The organism is Leucobacter massiliensis (assembly GCF_002982315.1).
Lineage (GTDB): Bacteria > Actinomycetota > Actinomycetes > Actinomycetales > Microbacteriaceae > Leucobacter > Leucobacter massiliensis.
Map to the genome: position 1 here is coordinate 72,968 of NZ_MWZD01000013.1, position 17,594 is coordinate 90,561.

16 protein-coding genes and 1 pseudogene are annotated in these 17,594 nt (G+C 72.0%); 14 read left to right on the top strand and 3 right to left on the bottom strand.

The annotated features are described in order from the left end of the window. Positions 1–2 precede the first annotated feature (2 nt). The 3 genes from B4915_RS02530 (at position 3) to B4915_RS02540 (ending at position 1,783) form a co-directional block, all read left to right on the top strand. Positions 3–998: an Fpg/Nei family DNA glycosylase gene (locus tag B4915_RS02530; protein WP_105804280.1), complete on the top strand. Its 996-nt coding sequence runs from the start codon at positions 3–5 to the stop codon at positions 996–998. A 90-nt stretch (positions 999–1,088) separates the two neighbouring features. Then, positions 1,089–1,562 carry a hypothetical protein gene (locus B4915_RS02535; protein ID WP_245907306.1) on the top strand — a complete coding sequence of 158 codons (474 nt, stop codon included), beginning with the start codon at positions 1,089–1,091 and terminating at the stop codon, positions 1,560–1,562. A 32-nt stretch (positions 1,563–1,594) separates the two neighbouring features. Continuing rightward, the gene (locus tag B4915_RS02540; RefSeq protein ID WP_146120011.1) at positions 1,595–1,783 is read left to right on the top strand and encodes a hypothetical protein; all 189 of its coding nucleotides are present in this window, start codon (positions 1,595–1,597) and stop codon (positions 1,781–1,783) included. Here B4915_RS02540 and B4915_RS02545 read toward each other — a convergent pair. Then, positions 1,770–2,711: an EamA family transporter gene (locus tag B4915_RS02545; RefSeq protein ID WP_245907307.1), complete on the bottom strand. Its 942-nt coding sequence runs from the start codon at positions 2,709–2,711 to the stop codon at positions 1,770–1,772. The two genes, B4915_RS02540 and B4915_RS02545, sit on opposite strands and share 14 nt — an antisense overlap. A gap of 151 nt (positions 2,712–2,862) precedes the next feature. On the opposite strand from B4915_RS02545, the gene B4915_RS02550 reads away from it, so the two are divergent. The 3 genes from B4915_RS02550 (at position 2,863) to mshC (ending at position 6,429) form a co-directional block, all read left to right on the top strand. After that, a complete protein-coding gene (locus B4915_RS02550; protein WP_105804576.1) occupies positions 2,863–4,200 on the top strand; it encodes a M20/M25/M40 family metallo-hydrolase in 1,338 nt (445 codons plus the stop codon). Between the two features lie 67 nt (positions 4,201–4,267). Beyond that, positions 4,268–5,164 carry an undecaprenyl-diphosphate phosphatase gene (locus tag B4915_RS02555; protein WP_105804282.1) on the top strand — a complete coding sequence of 299 codons (897 nt, stop codon included), beginning with the start codon at positions 4,268–4,270 and terminating at the stop codon, positions 5,162–5,164. Beyond that, on the top strand, positions 5,161–6,429 hold the full coding sequence (gene mshC, locus B4915_RS02560; RefSeq protein WP_105804283.1) for a cysteine--1-D-myo-inosityl 2-amino-2-deoxy-alpha-D-glucopyranoside ligase: 1,269 nt from the start codon (positions 5,161–5,163) through the stop codon (positions 6,427–6,429). The genes B4915_RS02555 and mshC overlap by 4 nt, the downstream gene beginning before the upstream one ends. A gap of 23 nt (positions 6,430–6,452) precedes the next feature. Here the strand turns inward: mshC and B4915_RS02565 are convergent, their stop codons facing one another. After that, positions 6,453–7,430 carry a proteasome assembly chaperone family protein gene (locus tag B4915_RS02565; protein WP_245907308.1) on the bottom strand — a complete coding sequence of 326 codons (978 nt, stop codon included), beginning with the start codon at positions 7,428–7,430 and terminating at the stop codon, positions 6,453–6,455. Between the two features lie 89 nt (positions 7,431–7,519). Between B4915_RS02565 and B4915_RS14850 the strand changes: the two are divergent. From B4915_RS14850 to lnt, 8 genes and pseudogenes are all read left to right on the top strand, one after another. Beyond that, positions 7,520–8,080: pseudogene (locus B4915_RS14850) on the top strand (HAD family hydrolase); the annotation flags it as partial. Between the two features lie 87 nt (positions 8,081–8,167). Beyond that, positions 8,168–9,265, top strand: coding sequence for a tRNA (adenine-N1)-methyltransferase (locus B4915_RS14855; protein ID WP_425436305.1), 1,098 nt, complete (start codon positions 8,168–8,170; stop codon positions 9,263–9,265). 163 nt (positions 9,266–9,428) lie between these two features. Further along, a complete protein-coding gene (locus B4915_RS02575; protein ID WP_245907309.1) occupies positions 9,429–10,259 on the top strand; it encodes a peptidylprolyl isomerase in 831 nt (276 codons plus the stop codon). An 8-nt stretch (positions 10,260–10,267) separates the two neighbouring features. Further along, positions 10,268–11,347 (top strand): helix-turn-helix transcriptional regulator, encoded by a 1,080-nt coding sequence (locus tag B4915_RS02580; protein WP_105804286.1) that lies wholly within the window; start codon positions 10,268–10,270, stop codon positions 11,345–11,347. Next, complete coding sequence (locus B4915_RS02585) at positions 11,340–12,368, top strand: helix-turn-helix transcriptional regulator (RefSeq protein WP_105804578.1); 1,029 nt, start codon at positions 11,340–11,342, stop codon at positions 12,366–12,368. The genes B4915_RS02580 and B4915_RS02585 overlap by 8 nt, the downstream gene beginning before the upstream one ends. Positions 12,369–12,372: 4 nt before the next feature. Further along, the gene (gene tatC, locus B4915_RS02590; RefSeq protein ID WP_181158436.1) at positions 12,373–13,188 is read left to right on the top strand and encodes a twin-arginine translocase subunit TatC; all 816 of its coding nucleotides are present in this window, start codon (positions 12,373–12,375) and stop codon (positions 13,186–13,188) included. Then, positions 13,185–15,587: a DEAD/DEAH box helicase gene (locus B4915_RS02595; protein WP_105804287.1), complete on the top strand. Its 2,403-nt coding sequence runs from the start codon at positions 13,185–13,187 to the stop codon at positions 15,585–15,587. The genes tatC and B4915_RS02595 overlap by 4 nt, the downstream gene beginning before the upstream one ends. Next, positions 15,577–17,238: an apolipoprotein N-acyltransferase gene (lnt, locus tag B4915_RS02600; protein WP_245907310.1), complete on the top strand. Its 1,662-nt coding sequence runs from the start codon at positions 15,577–15,579 to the stop codon at positions 17,236–17,238. The genes B4915_RS02595 and lnt overlap by 11 nt, the downstream gene beginning before the upstream one ends. Here the strand turns inward: lnt and B4915_RS02605 are convergent. Continuing rightward, a complete protein-coding gene (locus B4915_RS02605; protein WP_105804289.1) occupies positions 17,203–17,559 on the bottom strand; it encodes an RNA polymerase-binding protein RbpA in 357 nt (118 codons plus the stop codon). The two genes, lnt and B4915_RS02605, sit on opposite strands and share 36 nt — an antisense overlap. Positions 17,560–17,594 lie beyond the last annotated feature (35 nt).

The window sequence follows — 17,594 nt, forward strand, 5'->3', positions numbered from 1 at the left end:
CAATGCCCGAGGGTCACTCCGTCCATCGCATCGCCCGTCAGTTCTCCGTCAACTTCGTGGGGACCTCGCCGGAGGTCACGAGCCCGCAGGGCCGTTTCGCGCAGGGCGCTGAACTGCTGAGCGGGCGTGAGATGACGGACGCGCGCGCCGTGGGCAAGCAGATGTTCCTGGAGTTCGCGGGGGAGCGCTGGCTGCGGGTCCACCTGGGCATCTACGGCGCGTGGGATTTCGCGGGCGATGTGCGCGTGGATCCTGCGATCCAGATCCACGCGAGCAAGTTCGGGCGCGGTCGGCTGGGGCAGACCGGCATGGCGGGGGTGGTCGACGAGGAAGGCGAGGACTCGGTGGCGTCGATCGGCGCGCCGCGCCGTGCGCGTCTGCAGCGCGTGCAGATGGCGGAGCACGACCGCGCGGGGGAGGTCGCGAGCGCCTTTCCCCCTGACCCGGTCGGGCAGGTGCGGGTGCGCCTGCTGAACGAGCGGGTGTGCGCCGATCTGCGCGGGCCGACGGCCTGCGAGGTGCTGAGCCCCGGGGAGGTCGACGCCGTGGTCCAGCGGCTCGGACCGGATCCCGCGAACGCGAACACTCCCGCTGAGCGCGACCGTTTCGTGGAGCGCGCCCGCAAGAAGCGCACCCCCATCGGGCTGGTGCTCATGGACCAGTCGGTGATCGCGGGGATCGGCAACGTCTACCGCGCGGAGCTGCTCTTCCGCGCGGGCCTCGATCCGCACACTCCCGCGAACACGCTCGACCGCACGGTGCTCGAAGCGCTGTGGGACGACTGGGCTCATCTGCTGGAGATCGGGATCACGGTCGGGCAGATGATCACGATCGACGGGCTGGAGGGCGAGGACTATCGCCGCGCGCTCGCCGAACGGGACGAGCGGCACTGGGTGTACAAGCTGGAGGGTACGCCGTGCAAGCGCTGCGGGGCGAACATCCTGCTCGAGGAGTTCGGCGCCCGCAAGCTGTATTGGTGCGCGGGCTGCCAGTCCTGAGGCGCCGGGCCACATCCGATGTGGGGTTGATAGGGTGTATGGACGAGCGCGGCCCGGCCGGCCCGTCCCCGAAGCGATCGAGGAGCAACGATGAACAGTGCGAGCGCGCCTCCCGCCGAGCGTGAGGCCCCCCTCGCCCAGGATGCGTCGACCGGCGTGACGGGAGACGCCGCGGCGGCCGCCCCGGGTGCGGAGCGCTCCGCGGCGGACCGTTTCATGCGCCGTCTGCTGCGCGTGAGCGAAGTCGACCGTTCGGCGAAGGTGCAGCGCGAGGCGCACCGAGGGTTCCGCACCTCGCTGATCGTGTCCGGAGTGCGCTGCCTCATCAGTTACCTCGCGATCCCGATCCTCGTCCCGATCCTGGGCGTGGCGGGGGTCTTCGCGGCTCCGGTCGGGATCCTGCTCTGCGTGGTCGCCGTGCTGAACGGCATCTACAGCGTGCGCCGTTTCTGGATCAGCGATCACCGCTCGCGGTGGATGTACACCTGGTTCATGGCCGTGGTGTTCGCGATCCTGGCTGTGGCGCTGGTGACGGACGTCAGCCGGATCGCGGGGGCGCTGTGAGCCCTGTGGCGGACCGGGATCGAGGAGGAATGGTGAGCGAACAGGAGGCCGCTGGCGCGGCACGTGCGGACGAGGTGCTGAGGAGCGAGGCTGCTCCCGGGGCGGAAGGTGCCGATGAGGGGCCTGAGAGCGTCCCGCCGAAGGCCTGGGTGACGCTCGTGCTCTTCGCCGCGTTCGTGGTCGCGTTCGGCACCTGCGCCTCCACCTTCATGTTCGACTGAGACTGCGGCGCGGCAGCTCGCCGAGGCGCACGGTGATGACGCCCGCGATGATGAGGGCGGCTCCGAGCCACTGCATGCCCGTCGGGAGAATGGCCAGCAGCAGTATCGTCCACACGATCCCGAACAGGGGCTCGGAATAGCCGGTGAAGCTGGCCATGGTGGCGCCCAGCCGTCGAGAGGCGGAGACGCCGAGGACGTAGGCGAGCACGGTGGAGATGAGCGCCATGCCCGCGACCACGGCCAGCGGTGAGAGTTCGGCGCCCGCGATGACGGGGGCGGTGCTCGTGACGGCGAAGGGGAGAATCCCGATCGCGGAGACGAGGCCCAGCGCGATCGCGGCGACCGCGAGCCCGAGGCCGACGAAGGGCAAAGGCGGGATGCCGTGGTCGCTCGCGGCCCCGGTCGCATAGTAGGCGGCGTTGCCGACGGCCGCGACGAGGGCGAAGAGCACCCCCAGCGGGTGCAGTGCCCCCTCGAGGCCGGCCCCGGACACGGCGATGAGGCCGACCACGGCGAGGCCGGCGCCGAGGAGCGTGAGGCGCGAGGGCGCGAGCCGGCTGCGCGCCCACACCCACAGCACCAGCAGCACCGGTCCCATGAACTCGATGAGCAGCGCGAGACTGGGGGCGATGAAGCCGACGGCCAGGAAGAACGCGAGCTGGCACCCGGCGACGGCGAGCAGGCCGAAGAGCAGCAGTGAGCGCCACGCGCGGCGCACCAGTCCCCACTGTCCCCGGAGCATCATGAGGCTCGGCACCGCGAGCACGAGTGCGGCGACCGTGATGCGGGCGGTGGCCGCGGCTCCCGCACTCCATCCGGCCGAGATCAGCGAGCTCGCGAAGATACCGGAGAGGGCGAAGCTCGCCGCCGATCCGATGGCGAGCAGAAAGCCCGTGTAGGGCGGCTGAGCGGCACGCACCGTGGTCACCTCCGTCGATCCCGACCGCGCCGCACGCCGGCGCCCCTGCGAGCGTATCGTGTCGCGGCGGCTCCGTGATCGGGGTGGCCGCGCGCGCCGAGATGACGCCGCGAAACGCGGCCGCAGCGCCCATGTCGGGGGCGGCGGCTACGCTGGGAGCATGAGCCACGAGACCCGCGAAGACGCCAGCACCGCAGCGCCAGAGCCGCAGCTCTCCGAGACGGCACGGATCGCGCGCGATCTGATCCGCATCGACACCACGAACCGCGGCGGCGGCGACGCGGAACCCGAGCGCCCCGCAGCGGAGTACGTCGCCGCCTATCTGCGCGAGCTCGGCCTCGATCCGCGCATCATCGAGTCGCAGCCGGGTCGCGCGAGCGTCGTCGCGCGTGTTCCCGGGGCGGACCCCTCGCTACCGGCGCTGGTGCTGCACGGTCATCTCGACGTGGTGCCCGCCGACCCGGCGAACTGGAGCGTCGACCCCTTCGCGGGCGTCGTGAAGGACGGGATGCTGTGGGGCCGGGGGGCGGTCGACATGAAGGACATGGACGCCATGATCCTGACGGCGGTCGCGGCGCTGCTGCGGGCGGGGGAGCTGCCGCGGCGGGAGGTGATCCTCGCCTTCTTCGCCGACGAGGAGAACGGTGGCGTCTTCGGCTCGCACTACCTGGTGCGGCATCACCCCGAGCTGTTCGCTGGGGCCCGGACGGCGATCAGCGAGGTCGGCGGGTATTCGATCGACGTCGCGGGCACGCGCGCCTACCTCGTGCAGACGGGCGAGAAGGCGCTCGACTGGATCCGCCTGCGGGCCCGCGGCACCGCCGCGCATGGCTCCCGCCAGTGGGACGACAACGCGGTCACCCGGCTCGCGGAGGCGATCGCGGCCCTGGGCCGGCACGAGTGGCCGCTGCTGCTGTGCGACACGACGCGCGAGCTGATCGACGAGCTCGCGACGATCCTCGGCGAGGATCCCCGCGAGGTGACGCCCGACGAGCTGGTGCTCCGGCTCGGGAAGGGAGGCGGCTTCATCCAGGCGAGCCTGCGCACGACGAGCAACCCGACGGTGCTCAGCGCGGGCTACAAGCACAACGTCATTCCCGACACCGCGGAGGCACTGGTGGACGTGCGGCCGCTGCCGGGACGGCAGGAGGAGGTGCTGGCCGAGATCCAGCGCATCGTCGGACCGGACATCGAGATCGAGTCCGTGCACTCCGACATCGGACTGGAGGTTCCCTTCTCCGGCGAGCTGGTCGAGGCGATGACGGCCAGCCTGCGGCGCGCAGACCCCGAGGCTCGCGTGCTGCCCTATCTGCTGTCGGGCGGCACGGACAACAAGGCGCTGTCCTCGCTCGGCATCTCGGGCTACGGTTTCGCCCCGCTGCGGCTGCCCGCCGAGCTCGACTTCCCCGGCATGTTCCACGGGGTGGACGAGCGCGTGCCGCTGGATGCGCTCGACTTCGGGCACGGCGTCCTGCTCGATCTGCTGCGCAGCTACTGAGGGCCGGTCTGGGCTATCCTGGACGGCGGCCCGAATCGGTGGCTTCGCGCTGCCAGGAAAGGAAACGATGGGAATCTTCGAGGCGATCCTCCTCGGCATCATCCAGGGGCTCACCGAGTTTCTGCCGATCTCGTCGAGCGCGCATCTGCGGATCGCGAGCGAGCTGATGGGCATCGGCGACGCGGGCGCCGCCTTCACGGCGATCACGCAGATCGGCACGGAGGCGGCCGTGGTCGTGTTCTTCTGGCGCGACATCGTGCGCATCGTCGGTGCGTGGTTCGGATCCTTCACCGGACGGGTGCCGCGACGCGACCCGGATGTGCTGCTGGGGTGGTGGATCATCCTCGGCACGTTGCCCATCGTGGTGCTCGGGCTGCTGTTCCAGGACCAGATCGAGACGACCCTGCGTTCGCTCTGGTTCGTGGCCGCGACGCTGATCGTCTTCGGGATCCTGCTCGGCATCGCCGACTGGGCGGGGCGCAAGACCCGGCCACTGGAGCAGCTCACGTGGAAGCACGGCCTGATCTTCGGCTTCGCGCAGGCGATGGCGCTGATCCCTGGCGTCTCTCGCTCGGGCGGCACGATCACGGCGGGCCTGCTCATGGGGTACCGGCGGGAAGCCGCCGCACGCTATGCCTTCCTGCTGGCGATTCCCGCCGTGTTCGGCTCGGGGTTCTATCAGCTCGTGAAGGAGGTCCGCGAGCCGAGCGGCGGCGCGCCGATGCTGATGACGCTCGTCGCCTCGGTGGTGGCCTTCCTCGTGGCGATCGTGGTGATCAAGTTCTTCATGAGCTACATCTCGAAGCGCAGCTTCATGCCGTTCGTGATCTACCGGGTGCTGCTCGGGATCGCGATCATGGTGCTGCTCGCGACGGGCGTGCTCACTCCTGAGAGCGGTGCCTCGCTCGCCACGGATGCTGGGACCAGCGTGAGCGACGCGGCGGCGATGGGAGCGGCGCAGTGAGAACCTGGACGCCTCCGGAGATCCCGGCGCTTCCCGGCGAGGGCCCGGCACCCAAGCTGCACAACACCTCGAGCGGCCGCCTGGAGCACCCGGCCTTCCCCGAGGGGCGGGCGATGCTCTACGTCTGCGGCATCACCCCGTACGATGCGACGCATCTCGGCCACGCCTTCACCTATCTCGCCTTCGACATCATGCAGCGCGCCTGGCGCGACGCCGGCATCGACACCGTGTACGCGCAGAACATCACCGATGTCGACGACCCGCTGCTGGAGCGGGCGCGCGAGACCGGCGTGGACTGGCGCGATCTCGCCGAGGAGCAGATCGGCCTGTTCCGATCCGATATGCACCGCTTGGGCATGATCCCGCCGGAGCACTATGTGGCGGTCACGGAGCAGATCGACGAGATCGCCGCTGCGGTGCGCGCGCTGCTCGACCGGGGCCTCGCCTACCGGGTGCCCACGGGTGATGCGGCCGGCGACGACGTGTACTTCGACACGGACGCGGCCGAGCGCGCCTCGCAGTGGCGGCTGGGAGATGTGGCGCCCTACGACCGCGAGCTGATGCTGCGGCTGAGCGCCGAGCGCGGCGGCGATCCCGAGCGGCCCGGCAAGCGCAACCCGCTCGATCCGCTGCTGTGGCGGGCGGCCCGTGCGGGCGAGCCCAGCTGGGAGTCGACCGTGGGCGAGGGGCGCCCGGGCTGGCACATCGAGTGCTCGGTGATCGCCACGGGCGCGCTCGGGGGAGCGTTCACGGTGCAGGGCGGGGGATCGGATCTGATCTTCCCGCACCACGAGTACACGGCGGCGCACGCCACCGCGATCTCCGACACGCCGCTGGCGCACCTCTACAGCCACGCGGGGCTCGTCTCCTATCAGGGCCACAAGATGTCGAAGTCGCGCGGCAACCTCGTCTTCGTGTCGAAACTGCTCGACGGCACCCACGGCGGCGCCCCGGCGGCCGACCCCTCGGCGATCCGGCTCGGCCTGCTCGCGCACCACTACCGCTCGGAGTGGGAGTGGCACGACAGCGACCTCGACGTGGCGCATCGCCGGCTGGAGGCGTGGCGCGAGGGATTGCGCCGTCGCGGGGAGGAGCCGGTTCCGGCGCTTGCGGTGCTGCAGCAGCTGCGCTCCTCACTGGCGAACGACCTCGACACCCCCGTGATGCTGGCGAGCCTCGACGCGGCGCTCGACCGAGGGGTCGACGACCCCGATCTCATCGCCGACGCGGCGCTCGCACTCCTGGGCGTCGAGCTGCGCTCCTGAGCGGCGGGCGGGGCGCGGACCGGCTAGCGGGGCTGCTCGTCGTCGGTGCCGTCCTGGGGTCGCGGCTCGCCAGGCTCCGGGCCCGTCGATCCGCCCTCCAGGAACTTCTCGAACTCCCGGGCGAGGGCGTCGCCGCTCGTCTCGGCCGCAAGCGCCTCGTCGCGCGACTCTTCGAGCCGGCGGATGTAGCGTGACATCTCCTCGTCGGCCGCGGCGATCCGGTTGATGTTCGCCTCCCACTCGTTGGCCTGCACGAGCAGCTCCCCCCGCGGGATCACCACGTCGAGCAGTTCTTCGAGCTTGTCGAGCAGCGCGAGCGTCGCCTTCGGAGACGGGGTGCTGTGCACGTAATGGGGGACCTGCGCCCAGAGCGAGATCGACGGGATCCCCGCCTCCGCGAGCGCGAGGTCCACGACGGCCGAGATGCCGGCAGGTCCCTCGTAGCTGCTGCGCTCCGCGCCGCAGCGTTCCCGCAGCTCCGGGTTCTCGGAGGTGATGGTCGTGACGATAGGCCGGGAGTGGGGCGCGTCCGAGAACATGGAGCCGAGCAGGATCACGAGGTCGATCGCCCAGACATCGGCGAGCTCGACGATCTCGTCCGCGAAGTTCTGCCAGTCGCGGGCCGGCTCGACGCCCGCGAGCAGGAAGAGCTCGGTGACGGGGCTGCCGTCGATCCGGTGCACGCGCTCCGGTTCCGGGGTCGCCGCCTCGTCCCCGGCATCCTCGCGTGCGGCGGCGCCGGGCTCTCCCGGCCGCTCGATGCGCCCGTAGAGCCGGGTGTCCGGCCACTCGAGCGTGCGCCGGCCCGCCTCATCGATGACGAGACGAGGCCGGTGGACCTGGAAGTCGACGTACCCCTCGGAGCCGATGACGTGCAGCACCTCCGTGTCGAGCAGCTCGCCGAGGTGCTGCAGCACCTCCGTCGTCGCGTCGCCGGCGTCGCTCCAGCCCTGGAAGGCGGCGATGAGTACGCGGGGGTGCTGGCCTGCGGGTGCGGTCACGAAGCTGAGCTCCTCGGTTCGGGGCGGGGTGGGCTCCAGGATAGCGGCTGAGCACCGCGGGTTCATGGGCGCCAGCTAAACTCGTCTGGATGAGCGCGACCCAGCTACGAACCGCCCCCGCCGCAGTGCTGTGGGACATGGACGGCACCCTGATCGACTCCGAGCCGCTGTGGCTGCAGGCCGAGCTGGCGATGCTCGACCGCTACGGCATCGAGCTCAGCCCGGAGCTGCGCGAGCGTCTGGTCGGCTCGGGTCTGCGCGCGGGCGCCCGGATGTTCCAGGAGCTCGGGGTCCCGCTCGGCGTCGACGAGATCATCGCCGAGTGGGTGGCGGGCGTGACCTCCGGGCTGCGCGAGCGGGGGCCCGACTGGCGTCCCGGGGCGATCGAGCTGCTGGAATCGCTCGGCGAGGCGGGGATCCCGAGTGCACTCGTCACCATGTCGGTGCGCCCGATCGCCGATGCCGTGCTGGAACTGCTGCCGCCGGGCCTCTTCGCCGCGAGCGTCACGGGCGAGGAGGTGGCCCACGAGAAGCCGCACCCCGAGCCCTACCGGCGGGGCGCCGAACTGCTGGGCGTTGCCGTGGAGGACTGCCTGGCGATCGAGGACTCGGCCCCAGGGGTCGCCTCGGCGCACGCCTCGGGCGCGATCGCGATCGGCGTGCCGAATCTCGTCGACCTCTCGCGGGCCGACGCGCACGAGCTCTGGCCGAGCCTCGCCGGCGTCGACGCCGGCCGGCTGTCTGAGCGCTTCGCAGCGCTCCGCGCCGGCGCGGGGGCAGCGTCCGCCGCTCCGGGCTCCCACGCGCCCGCCGCGCGCGGCCCGCTCCGCTACGGCGACCGCGTGCAGCTCACCGGCCCCAAGGGACGCCTGAACACGATCACCCTCGTGCCGGACGGCGAGTTCCACAGCCACCGGGGCATGATCCGGCACTCCGAGCTGGTGGGCCTGCCCGACGCCTCGGTCGTGCAGAACAGCAGCGGCGAGGAGTACCTCGCGCTGCGCCCGCTGCTGTCCGACTTCGTGATGTCGATGCCCCGCGGCGCGGCGATCGTGTATCCGAAGGACGCGGCGCAGATCCTGTCGCTCGCGGACATCTTCCCCGGCGCGCGCGTCGTCGAGGCGGGGGTCGGATCGGGCGCGCTGTCGCTGCACCTGCTGCGCGGGATCGGACCCGAGGGGCGTCTGCACTCCTTCGAGCGGCGCGAGGAGTTCGCCGAGGTCGCGCGCGCCAACGTCGCCGCCTTCGCCGGCACGCTTCCCGAGAACTGGTCGGTGACGGTGGGCGATCTCCAGGAGACCCTGCCCTCCAGCTGCCCTGCCGGCACCGTCGACCGGGTCGTGCTCGACATGCTCGCCCCGTGGGAGTGCGTCGACGTCGCGGCGGAGGCGCTCGCGCCGGGCGGCGTGCTCATCTGCTACGTCGCGACCGTGACGCAGCTCTCGCGCACCGCCGAGCAGATCCGCCGCAGCGGCTCCTTCACGCACCCGCAGTCCAGCGAGACCATGGTGCGGGGCTGGCATGTCGAGGGACTCGCGGTGCGCCCCGATCACCGCATGGTCGCCCACACCGGCTTCCTCATCACGGCGCGCAGGCTGGCGCCCGGGACGGTGCTCCCCGAGTTGAAGCGCCGCGCCTCGAAGGGGGAGTTCACGGACGAGGACCTGGCGAGCTGGCTGCCCGACCTCGGGGGAGAGGATCCCGACCGGGTGTGGACGCCGGAGGCGGTCGGCGAACGCGGCAAGAGCGACAAGGTGCTGCGGAAGAAGGTGCGCGAGGCGCGCGGCTTCGCCCGTGACCGCGGCGCCGAGACGGAGGGCGGCGACGCCGGGTGAGCCGGCGCATCGCCCCCATCTGGATTCGATAGGATTGCCGGGTTCACACAGGCTTCCGCGAGAGGTGCATATGCTTCGTCGACTCGTCCCCGCGTCCGCAGCGGCGGCGCTGATTCTCGCCGGCGTGACCGGCTGCGCCGCGCAGAATCCCGCGGAGGATTGCGTGTCGCCCCTCTCCCCGGGGGTGCTCAGCGACGGTGTCGCCGTTTCCGGAGCCTTCGGCACCGCGCCGCAGGTGACGATGCCCGAGGAGCACGATATCCTCGGCTCGCAGCGCAGCTTCGTCGAGCGGGCTGAGGATCGCGACGAGGTCGCCGGCGCGAACACCCTCGTCGGCGTCAACATGGCGTTCTTCGATTCGGAGAGCGGCGAGCAGCTCTACGCGAGCCCCGGCTTCGCGGACAGCGCGCAGTCGCCCGAGTTCCTCCTCATCTCGGAGGAGGCCGCGAACCCGCTGAGCGATGCGGTGCGGTGCACCGCGCCCGGCGACCGCGTGGTGCTCGCGATGTCTCCCGAGGAGAGCGCCCAGTTCGGCATGCAGCTCGGCGCCGCGCTCACCGCTCCGGTGGTCGGCGTGCTCGACACGGTGACGGTCGCGCCCCTCGCCTCGCAGGGCCGCGTGCGCGGCCTGCCCAACGGCTACCCGGCCGTGGTGACCAACGACGAGGGCCGCCCGGGCGTGGTGCTGCCGCCGCAGGCCGCCCCGGCAGAGACGGAGTCGGCGGTGCGGATCGAGGGCTCCGGCCCCGAGGTCGCTGCGGACGACAACGTGATCGCGCAGGTGCTCAGCGTCGGCTGGGACGGGACCGAGGGACTGAACACCTGGGACTCGGGCCTGCAGGCCATCGGCACGGAGGAGCAGGTGGCGCAGTCCGGCTACACCTTCCGCGCCGAGCTCACGGGCAAGCCCGTCGGCTCGCAGGTGGTGGTCATCGACCGGGAGCAGGGTGAGCAGGCCCGTGTCGTGGTGGTCGACATCGTCGGAGTCAACTGAGGCGTCGCATGGCAGCTCGGGTGCCGGGTGAGCAGCGCATCTTCAGCCTGGTGCTCGCCCTCGTCGTCAGCCCGGAGGGACTGACGAAACGGGAACTGCTCTCGTCCGTTCACGGCTACGCCGAGCGCTACCGCCAGGACGGTCCCAGCGGAGCCCTCGACCGGCAGTTCGAGCGGGACAAGGAGCAGCTGCGCGCCCTCGGCATCCAGATCGAGACCCGCGATTCGCCCCTGGAGCCGGGCAACAATCAGCTCACGCGCTACCGGATCCCCAAGGAGTCGCTGGAGTTCCCGCCCGAGCTGCGCTTCGACGAGCGCGAGCTGACCCTGCTGCGGCTCGCCGCGCTCGCCTGGCGGGAGGGGAGCCTGAGCGCCGAGTCGCGGCGCGCCGCCATGCGCCTGGAGGCGCTCGGCGCGGGCCTGGACGTGCGGCAGCTCGGCGTGGCCCCCCAGCTCGGCTCGGCCGAGCCCGCCTCCGCCCCGCTGCGCCGCGCGATCGAGGAGCGCCGCGTCGTGCGCTTCGACTACGCGCTGCCTGGCCGCCTCGCGCCGCTCGCCCGCCGGGCCGCCCCGCTGCGGCTGCACCGTGCCGACGGGCGCTGGCACCTGCTCGCGCTCGACCTCGACCGCGATGCCGAGCGGGTGTTCCTGCTGGCGCGGATCGCGGGCGCGGTGGAGGTGACGGGCGAGCGCTTCGACGAGGCGCTGCTGGGCCGCGCCGACGGCATGGTGGAGGAGCTGCTCCGGGTACGCGAGCGGCAGCGGGCGACCGTGCGCGTCCGCGTCGGCTCTGCCGCGGAGGCGCGCCTGCGGCCGCGCGCCACGACGGTGAGCGAGGCCGGCGACGGTGCCGTCGACATGGGGATCGGGGTGCTCGACCAGCATCTCTTCGCCGAGGAGCTGATCGGCTACGGCGCCGACGCGGTGGTCGTGGAGCCCGAGCAGCTCCGCGGCCTCGTCGCCGGTGGTCTCAGGCGCATCGCACGGCAGCACGCCGCCGACGGCGATGAGCGCGCCGGAGACGGCACCGCTTCCGGTGCCCGTGCCGCGGGCGTCGATCCCGTCCGCCGGGAGGGGACCCGTGCATAAGAACGTCATCGCTCCCGACCGCGTGCTGCTGCTGCTCTCGCTCGTGCCGTATCTGCGGGAGCACGGGCCGACCCCGGTTGCCGAGCTCGCGGCCGCCTTCGGCGTCCCCGCCGAGCTGCTGCGCGGACTCGTGCGCTTCCTCGGCACCGCGGGCGTGCCCGGGGAGACGCTCAGCTACCAGCACGAGGATCTCTTCGACATCGACTGGGACGCGCTGGAGCGGGACGACGTCGTCAGCCTGACGCAGACCGTCGCGGTGGACGAGGCGCCCCGCTTCGCTCAGACGGAGACCGCCGCGCTGATCGCGGGGCTCCACGCCCTCACCCCGGTGCTGCCGCCCGACGATGCCGCGCTGGCCCAGCGCACCGCGGCCCGGCTGGGCTCGGCGCTGGGCGGGCTCGGTCCGCAGCCCATCTCGGTCACGGCCGACGCCGAGGACGAGCGCGTCGCCGCGGTCGTCGCCGCGATCGCCGCAGAGCGGGTGCTCGCCTTCGACTACCGCGACGCCGAAGGCGCCGTCACCTCGCGCCGGGCGGAGCCGATCCAGCTCTCGCAGGAGTCCGGAGCGTGGTACCTGCGCGCCTACTGCCTGGACCGGGCTGCGGAGCGCACCTTCCGTGTCGAGCAGATGAGCTCGATCCGGCAGCTCGGCGAGGCCGCGACGCATCGCGAGGCTCCGGGCGAAGCGCGGCGGGCCATCACCGAGATCGTGGCGCTCGTCGGCGCGGGCGCGCTGGACCGCATCGCGGGCTTTTCACCCGAGCCGATCGGCGCCGAGGGTGAGCGGGTGCGCGTGCGCGTCGAGGCCTGGCATCCCGGCACGGCGGTGCGGCTCGTGCAGCAGGCCCCTGGCGAGGTCGTCGTCGAGGCTCCAGCGAGCGCCCGCGAGGCGGTGCGAAGCTGGGCTGAGGCGGGACTGGCCGCTGCCGAAGCCGGGCCTGGTGCCGCCGAGCCGGGCTCTGGGGGAGCTGCCGCACACCCGCGCGAGACCGAGTCCCACAGCCCGCCTGGGATACACTGAGGCAATGGCACGACTGGGGCGCACGGAGCGCAACTCCGAGGGGCGGATGAGTCTCGGGGAGCACCTCGTCGAACTCCGCAAGCGCCTGATGATCTCCGCGGCGGCGATCGTCGTTGCCCTCGTCGCCGGCTGGTTCCTCTCGTCCTGGGTGTGGGATGTGCTGCGGATGCCGATCCGCGACCTCGAGGGTCAGGGGCGTGACGCCATCATCGCCTACGGCGACATCACCAGCGGCTTCGACACGAAGGTCCAGATCTCGCTGTTCATCGCGATCCTCATCGCCTCGCCCGTGTGGCTCTACCAGATCTGGGCGTTCCTCGCCCCCGGTCTCACGCGCCGTGAGAAGCTCTACGGGGTCGCCTTCCTCGGGGCTGCCGTGCCGCTCTTCCTCGGCGGCGCCTACGCCGGCTGGAGCGTGATGCCGAACATCGTGCGGCTCATGGCGAGCTTCCAGCCCGAGGAGGACGCCTTCTACCTGACCGCGCGCAGCTACCTCGACTTCGCCATCAAGCTGCTGCTCGCGGTCGGCGTGGGATTCGTGATGCCGGCGTTCCTGGTCATGCTCAACTTCATCGGCGTGCTGCGCGGCCGTTCGATCCTGAAGAGCTGGCGGCTCGCGATCCTGCTCATCATCCTCTTCGCGGGCATCGCGACGCCCGCCGCGGACCTCATGAGCATGTTCCTCCTCGCCGCCCCGATCATCGTCCTCTACTTCGCGGCGGCCACGATTGCGATCGTCCACGACAAGCGCGTCGACAAGCGCCGGGAGCGCGAACTGGCGGAGTACGGCATCGATGACACCGTGGGGAGCGTCGAGTGAGCGGGGGGACCGCGCTCGACCACTTCGCCAGTCGTGTCGGATACCCGCTCGACAGCTTCCAGCTCTCGGCCTGCGAGCGCCTGGAGGAGGGGCGCAGCGTGCTGGTCGCCGCGCCGACGGGTTCGGGCAAGACGACGGTCGCCGAGTTCGCCGTCGCCCTCGCGCGGCGGGAGCGCGACGCCCGGATCTTCTACACGGCGCCCATCAAGGCGCTGTCGAATCAGAAGTTCCGGGAGCTGTGCGAGGAGTACGGCGAGGACGAGGTGGGGCTGCTCACCGGTGACGTGAACCTGCGCGGTGACGCGCCCATCGTGGTGATGACCACGGAGGTGCTGCGCAACATGATCTACGCGGAGTCCTCGGCGCTCACGGATCTCGCCTTCGTGGTGCTCGACGAGGTGCATTACCTCGGCGATCGCTTCCGGGGCGCGGTGTGGGAGGAGATCATCCTGCACCTGCCGCGCGAGGTGCGCCTCGTGGCGCTCTCGGCGACCGTCTCCAATGCCGAGGAGTTCGGCGACTGGATGCACGCCGTGCGCGGCGACACCGATGTGATCCTCTCCGAGCACCGGCCGGTGCCGCTCTACCAGCACGTGCTCACCGATCGCGCCCTGCTGCCGCTCCACGTGGGACGCGATGGCGAGGCCGCGGAGCCGGGCAGGCCGGGGGAGCGCGGCGGGCGGATCAACCCGGAGCTGCGGCGGCTCGCGGGCGGCGGGCGCGGTGACGGCGGCGGGCGCGGCGATCGCGGGCGCGATGGGCGCGGAGCGAACGGACGGGGAGGACGTGGATCGGACGCCTTCGGAGCCCGCGGCCGGGAGCGCAGCCGGGGCCGGCCTCCGGTGCGTCGCAGCCGCCGCATTTCGCGCGCCGACATCGCCCGCGCGCTCGACGAGACGGGGCTGCTGCCCGCGATCGTCTTCGTATTCAGCCGCAACGGCTGCGACCAGGCGGTACGGCAGTGCCTTTTCGAAGGGATCGCGCTGACCAGCCGGGAGGAGCGCGAGGAGATCCGCAGGGTCGCGCAGGCGGAGATCGCGGACATGAGCGAGGAGGAGCGCCGCGTGCTCGGCGTGCGCGAGTGGCTGGCCGGCCTCGAACGCGGTGTCGCCGCGCACCATGCGGGCCTGCTTCCCATCTTCAAGTCGGTGGTCGAGCGACTCTTCCAGCGCCGGCTGGTGAAACTCGTCTTCGCCACCGAGACGCTGGCGCTCGGCATCAACATGCCGGCGCGCGCCGTGGTGATCGAGCGCCTCGACAAGTTCAACGGCGAGCAGCGCGTGCCGCTGACCTCGGGGGAGTACACGCAGCTGACGGGTCGCGCCGGCCGGCGCGGCATCGACACCGAGGGGCACGCCGTGGTCGTCTGGAACGACGACGTCGACCTCGAAGCGCTCGCGCAGCTGGCGGGTGCCCGGTCCTTCCCGGTGCGGTCGAGCTTCCGCCCCACCCCGAACATGGCCGTGAACCTGCTGCAGCGCATGGACGAGGAGCTCGCGCGCGAAACCCTGGAGCTGTCCTTCGCGCAGTTCCAGGCGGACCGCGCGGTGGTGGATCAGGCGCGCGAACTGCGCGCCGAGCAGGACTCGCTAGCCGGCTACGACGCCGCGATCGCGCGTTCGCAGGGCGCGGACCGCAAACGCTGGGAGGACCGGGCGCGCAAGCTGCGGCGGCGCATCGAACACGGGCGCAGGCAGATCGCCTCGCGCACGGGCACCATCGCCCGCACCTTCGATCGGGTGGTCGAGCTGCTCCTCGAGCTCGGCTACCTGGAGCGGGAGCGTGGGGCGGCCGAGGATCGAGGCGGGGCCCGGGACCACGGACAGGCCGTGGGCCGGGGCGCCTCAGGCGAGCTCGTGGTCACCGGCTGGGGCGAGTTGCTGCGCCGCATTTACGGCGAGCGGGATCTCCTCGTCGCCGAGTGCCTGCGCCACGATCTGCTGCGCGGCCTCGACGCGCCGGGGCTCGCCGCCATGTGCTGCGTGCTCAGCTACGAGCCGCGCCGGGACGACGAGGGGGAGCCGCGGCTGCCGGGCGGGGCGGCGTTCCTCGCTGCGACGGAGCGGGTGCTCGACGCCTGGGCGCAGCTCGACGAGCTGGCGGAGCGCCGCCGGCTGCCGCGCAGCGAAATGCCGCACGCCGGTATGGCGGCGACGATGCACGCCTGGGCCTCGGGGCGGCCGGTGGAGGAGGTGCTGGAGCGCTCGGGCATCGGCGCGGGCGACTTCGTGCGGTGGAGCAAGCAGACCATCGACCTGCTCGACCAGATCGCGCAGGCCTGCGAGTCGGCGTCGCTCGCCGGCATCGATGAGGATCGCCTGGGAGAGCTGGCACGGCTCGCCCGCCAGGCGAAGCGGGGTGTGCGCCGCGGCATCGTGGAGGCCGCGAGTGAGCAGTGAGCCGCTGGAGCCGCCGCGCCTGAGGTGGTGGCTCGCGCTCGCGTGCGCTGCTGCGGGCGGCTATCTGCTCGACATCGCGAGCCCCGGCCTGGCCTGGTGGTGGGCGGCGTTCCCGGGCGTCGGGCTCATCGTCGCCGCGGTGTGGCAGCAGCGCTGGCCGCTGGGCCTGCTGCTGGGTGCGGTGGCGGGGGCCGCGTTCTGGATGCCGCACATCTCGTGGCTGACCCTCTACCTCGGGCCGGTCCCGTGGTTGGCGCTGAGCACCGTGATGCTGCTGTGGTTCGCGCTCTTCGGTGCCGTCGCGTCCCTGGCGACGCGCGGGCTCGCGGTGCTCGCCCGCGGCGTGTTCGTTCCGGAGCGGCACCGGCGTCGTGCGCTGCGCGCGTTGCCTCTTGCTCAGGCGCTCGCGGTGGCCGGGCTGTGGGTGCTGCGCGAGGGCGTGCAGGGCTCCTGGCCATACGGCGGATTCCCCTGGGGGCGGCTCGCCCACACCCAGGCCGAGGGGCCGCTGCTGCAGTCGGTGTCCTGGCTGGGGTTCGCGGGGCTGTCGGGGGTGCTGGCGCTGGTGTGCGCGGTCCCCGTCGCCTGCTCCTTCGCGTGCGCCTCAGCGGCAACAGGCCGCGCCACCCGCCCGCTGCTCGTCGCGACCGCCGCATCGGCGGTCGCGATCCTGGTCCTCGCGCTGCTTCCCGCCACCGCCCTGGAGCGCACCGGCTCGGTCAGGATCGGAGCGGTGCAGGGCAACTCGAAGTCGGGGATCTTCGACGACCGCGACTCCGGATCGGTGCTCGGCGACCACCTCGCCGCAACGCAGACCATGCTCGACCAGCTGGAGGCCGAGGACGAGTCGGTCGACCTGATCGTGTGGCCTGAGAACAGCGCCGAGTTCGGCATTCCGGACAACCCCCTCGGCTCCTACCGTCTGGCGAAGCTCTCCGAGCGTGCCGGGGCGCCGATCCTCATCGGATCCGTGCTCGCGAGCGACGACGGCACGTACACGAACAGCTCGCTGCTGTGGGGTCCGGAGGGGCAGCTGCCCGGCCGCTACGACAAGCTCCACCCGGTGCCGTTCGCCGAGTACATGCCGAACCGCGAGTTCTTCCACGCGCTCGCCCCGGATCTCGTGGACCTGGTGCAGTTGGAGTATGCGCCCGGCACGCTGCCCTCGGCGCTCGATCTGAGCACCCAGGCCGGGGTGGTCCGGGCAGGGCTGGCGATCTGCTTCGACATCATCTTCGACGCTCAGGCGGTCGCGATGGTGGACGGGGGTGCGGAGGTGATCCTCGCCCAGACCAACAATGCCGACTTCGGTCGCACCGATGAGAGTGCCCAGCAGCTGGCCATCGCGCGCCTGCGCGCCGTCGAGACGGGACGGGCGCTCGTCAACATCTCCACCGTCGGCACCAGCGCGGTCGTGGCCCCCGACGGCAGCGAGCTGGACCGTCTGGTGCCGCACACGGCCGATGCGATGGTCGCAACGGTGCCGCTCGTGCACGGCGCGACCCCGGCGCTGGTGATCGGCGCGCCCGTGGCGGGCGGCTTCATGCTCCTGGGCGGCGCCGGCCTCGCGCTCGGGGCGGCGGCGCTGATCGCTCGGGCCCGCCGCAGCGCGCGGTCAGGATCCGCCGCGGCGGGCGCGGAGCAGCTGTAGGCGCTCCTCCAGCAGCTCTTCGAGCTCTTCGCGCGTGCGCCGCTCGATCAGCATGTCCCAGGGGGTGCGCTGAGTGGTCTCCTTCTCTTCGAACTCGGCGCGCGCGGCGCGGCCGGCTTCGTCGTCGAGGAATCCGATCTCGCCGGTGCGCTGGTCGAACCACTCCGCCGGGGGTTCTGCGTCCGCGTCGAACATGACGGCGAAGCGCCTGCCCCGGTCCGTGAGGTATTCGACCGGCCTGCGGGGGGAAAGCTCCACCCCCTCCTCGCCCTGCAGGCTCGTGGCGCCGATGCGGGTTCCTCGGAGCGTTCGGTCGGCCATGGTGAAAACCTCCTCGACTGGTCGCTGGAGACTGC

Bases quoted from the DNA above. Each gene is read 5' to 3' on its own strand.
- B4915_RS02580 (WP_105804286.1), top strand. From the start codon at position 10,268: ATGGCAGCTCGGGTGCCGGGTGAGCAGCGCATCTTCAGCCTGGTGCTC.
- tatC (WP_181158436.1), top strand. From the start codon at position 12,373: ATGGCACGACTGGGGCGCACGGAGCGCAACTCCGAGGGGCGGATGAGT.
- B4915_RS02555 (WP_105804282.1), top strand. From the start codon at position 4,268: ATGGGAATCTTCGAGGCGATCCTCCTCGGCATCATCCAGGGGCTCACC.
- B4915_RS02550 (WP_105804576.1), top strand. From the start codon at position 2,863: ATGAGCCACGAGACCCGCGAAGACGCCAGCACCGCAGCGCCAGAGCCG.
- B4915_RS02605 (WP_105804289.1), bottom strand. From the start codon at position 17,559: ATGGCCGACCGAACGCTCCGAGGAACCCGCATCGGCGCCACGAGCCTG.
- B4915_RS02530 (WP_105804280.1), top strand. From the start codon at position 3: ATGCCCGAGGGTCACTCCGTCCATCGCATCGCCCGTCAGTTCTCCGTC.
- B4915_RS02535 (WP_245907306.1), top strand. From the start codon at position 1,089: ATGAACAGTGCGAGCGCGCCTCCCGCCGAGCGTGAGGCCCCCCTCGCC.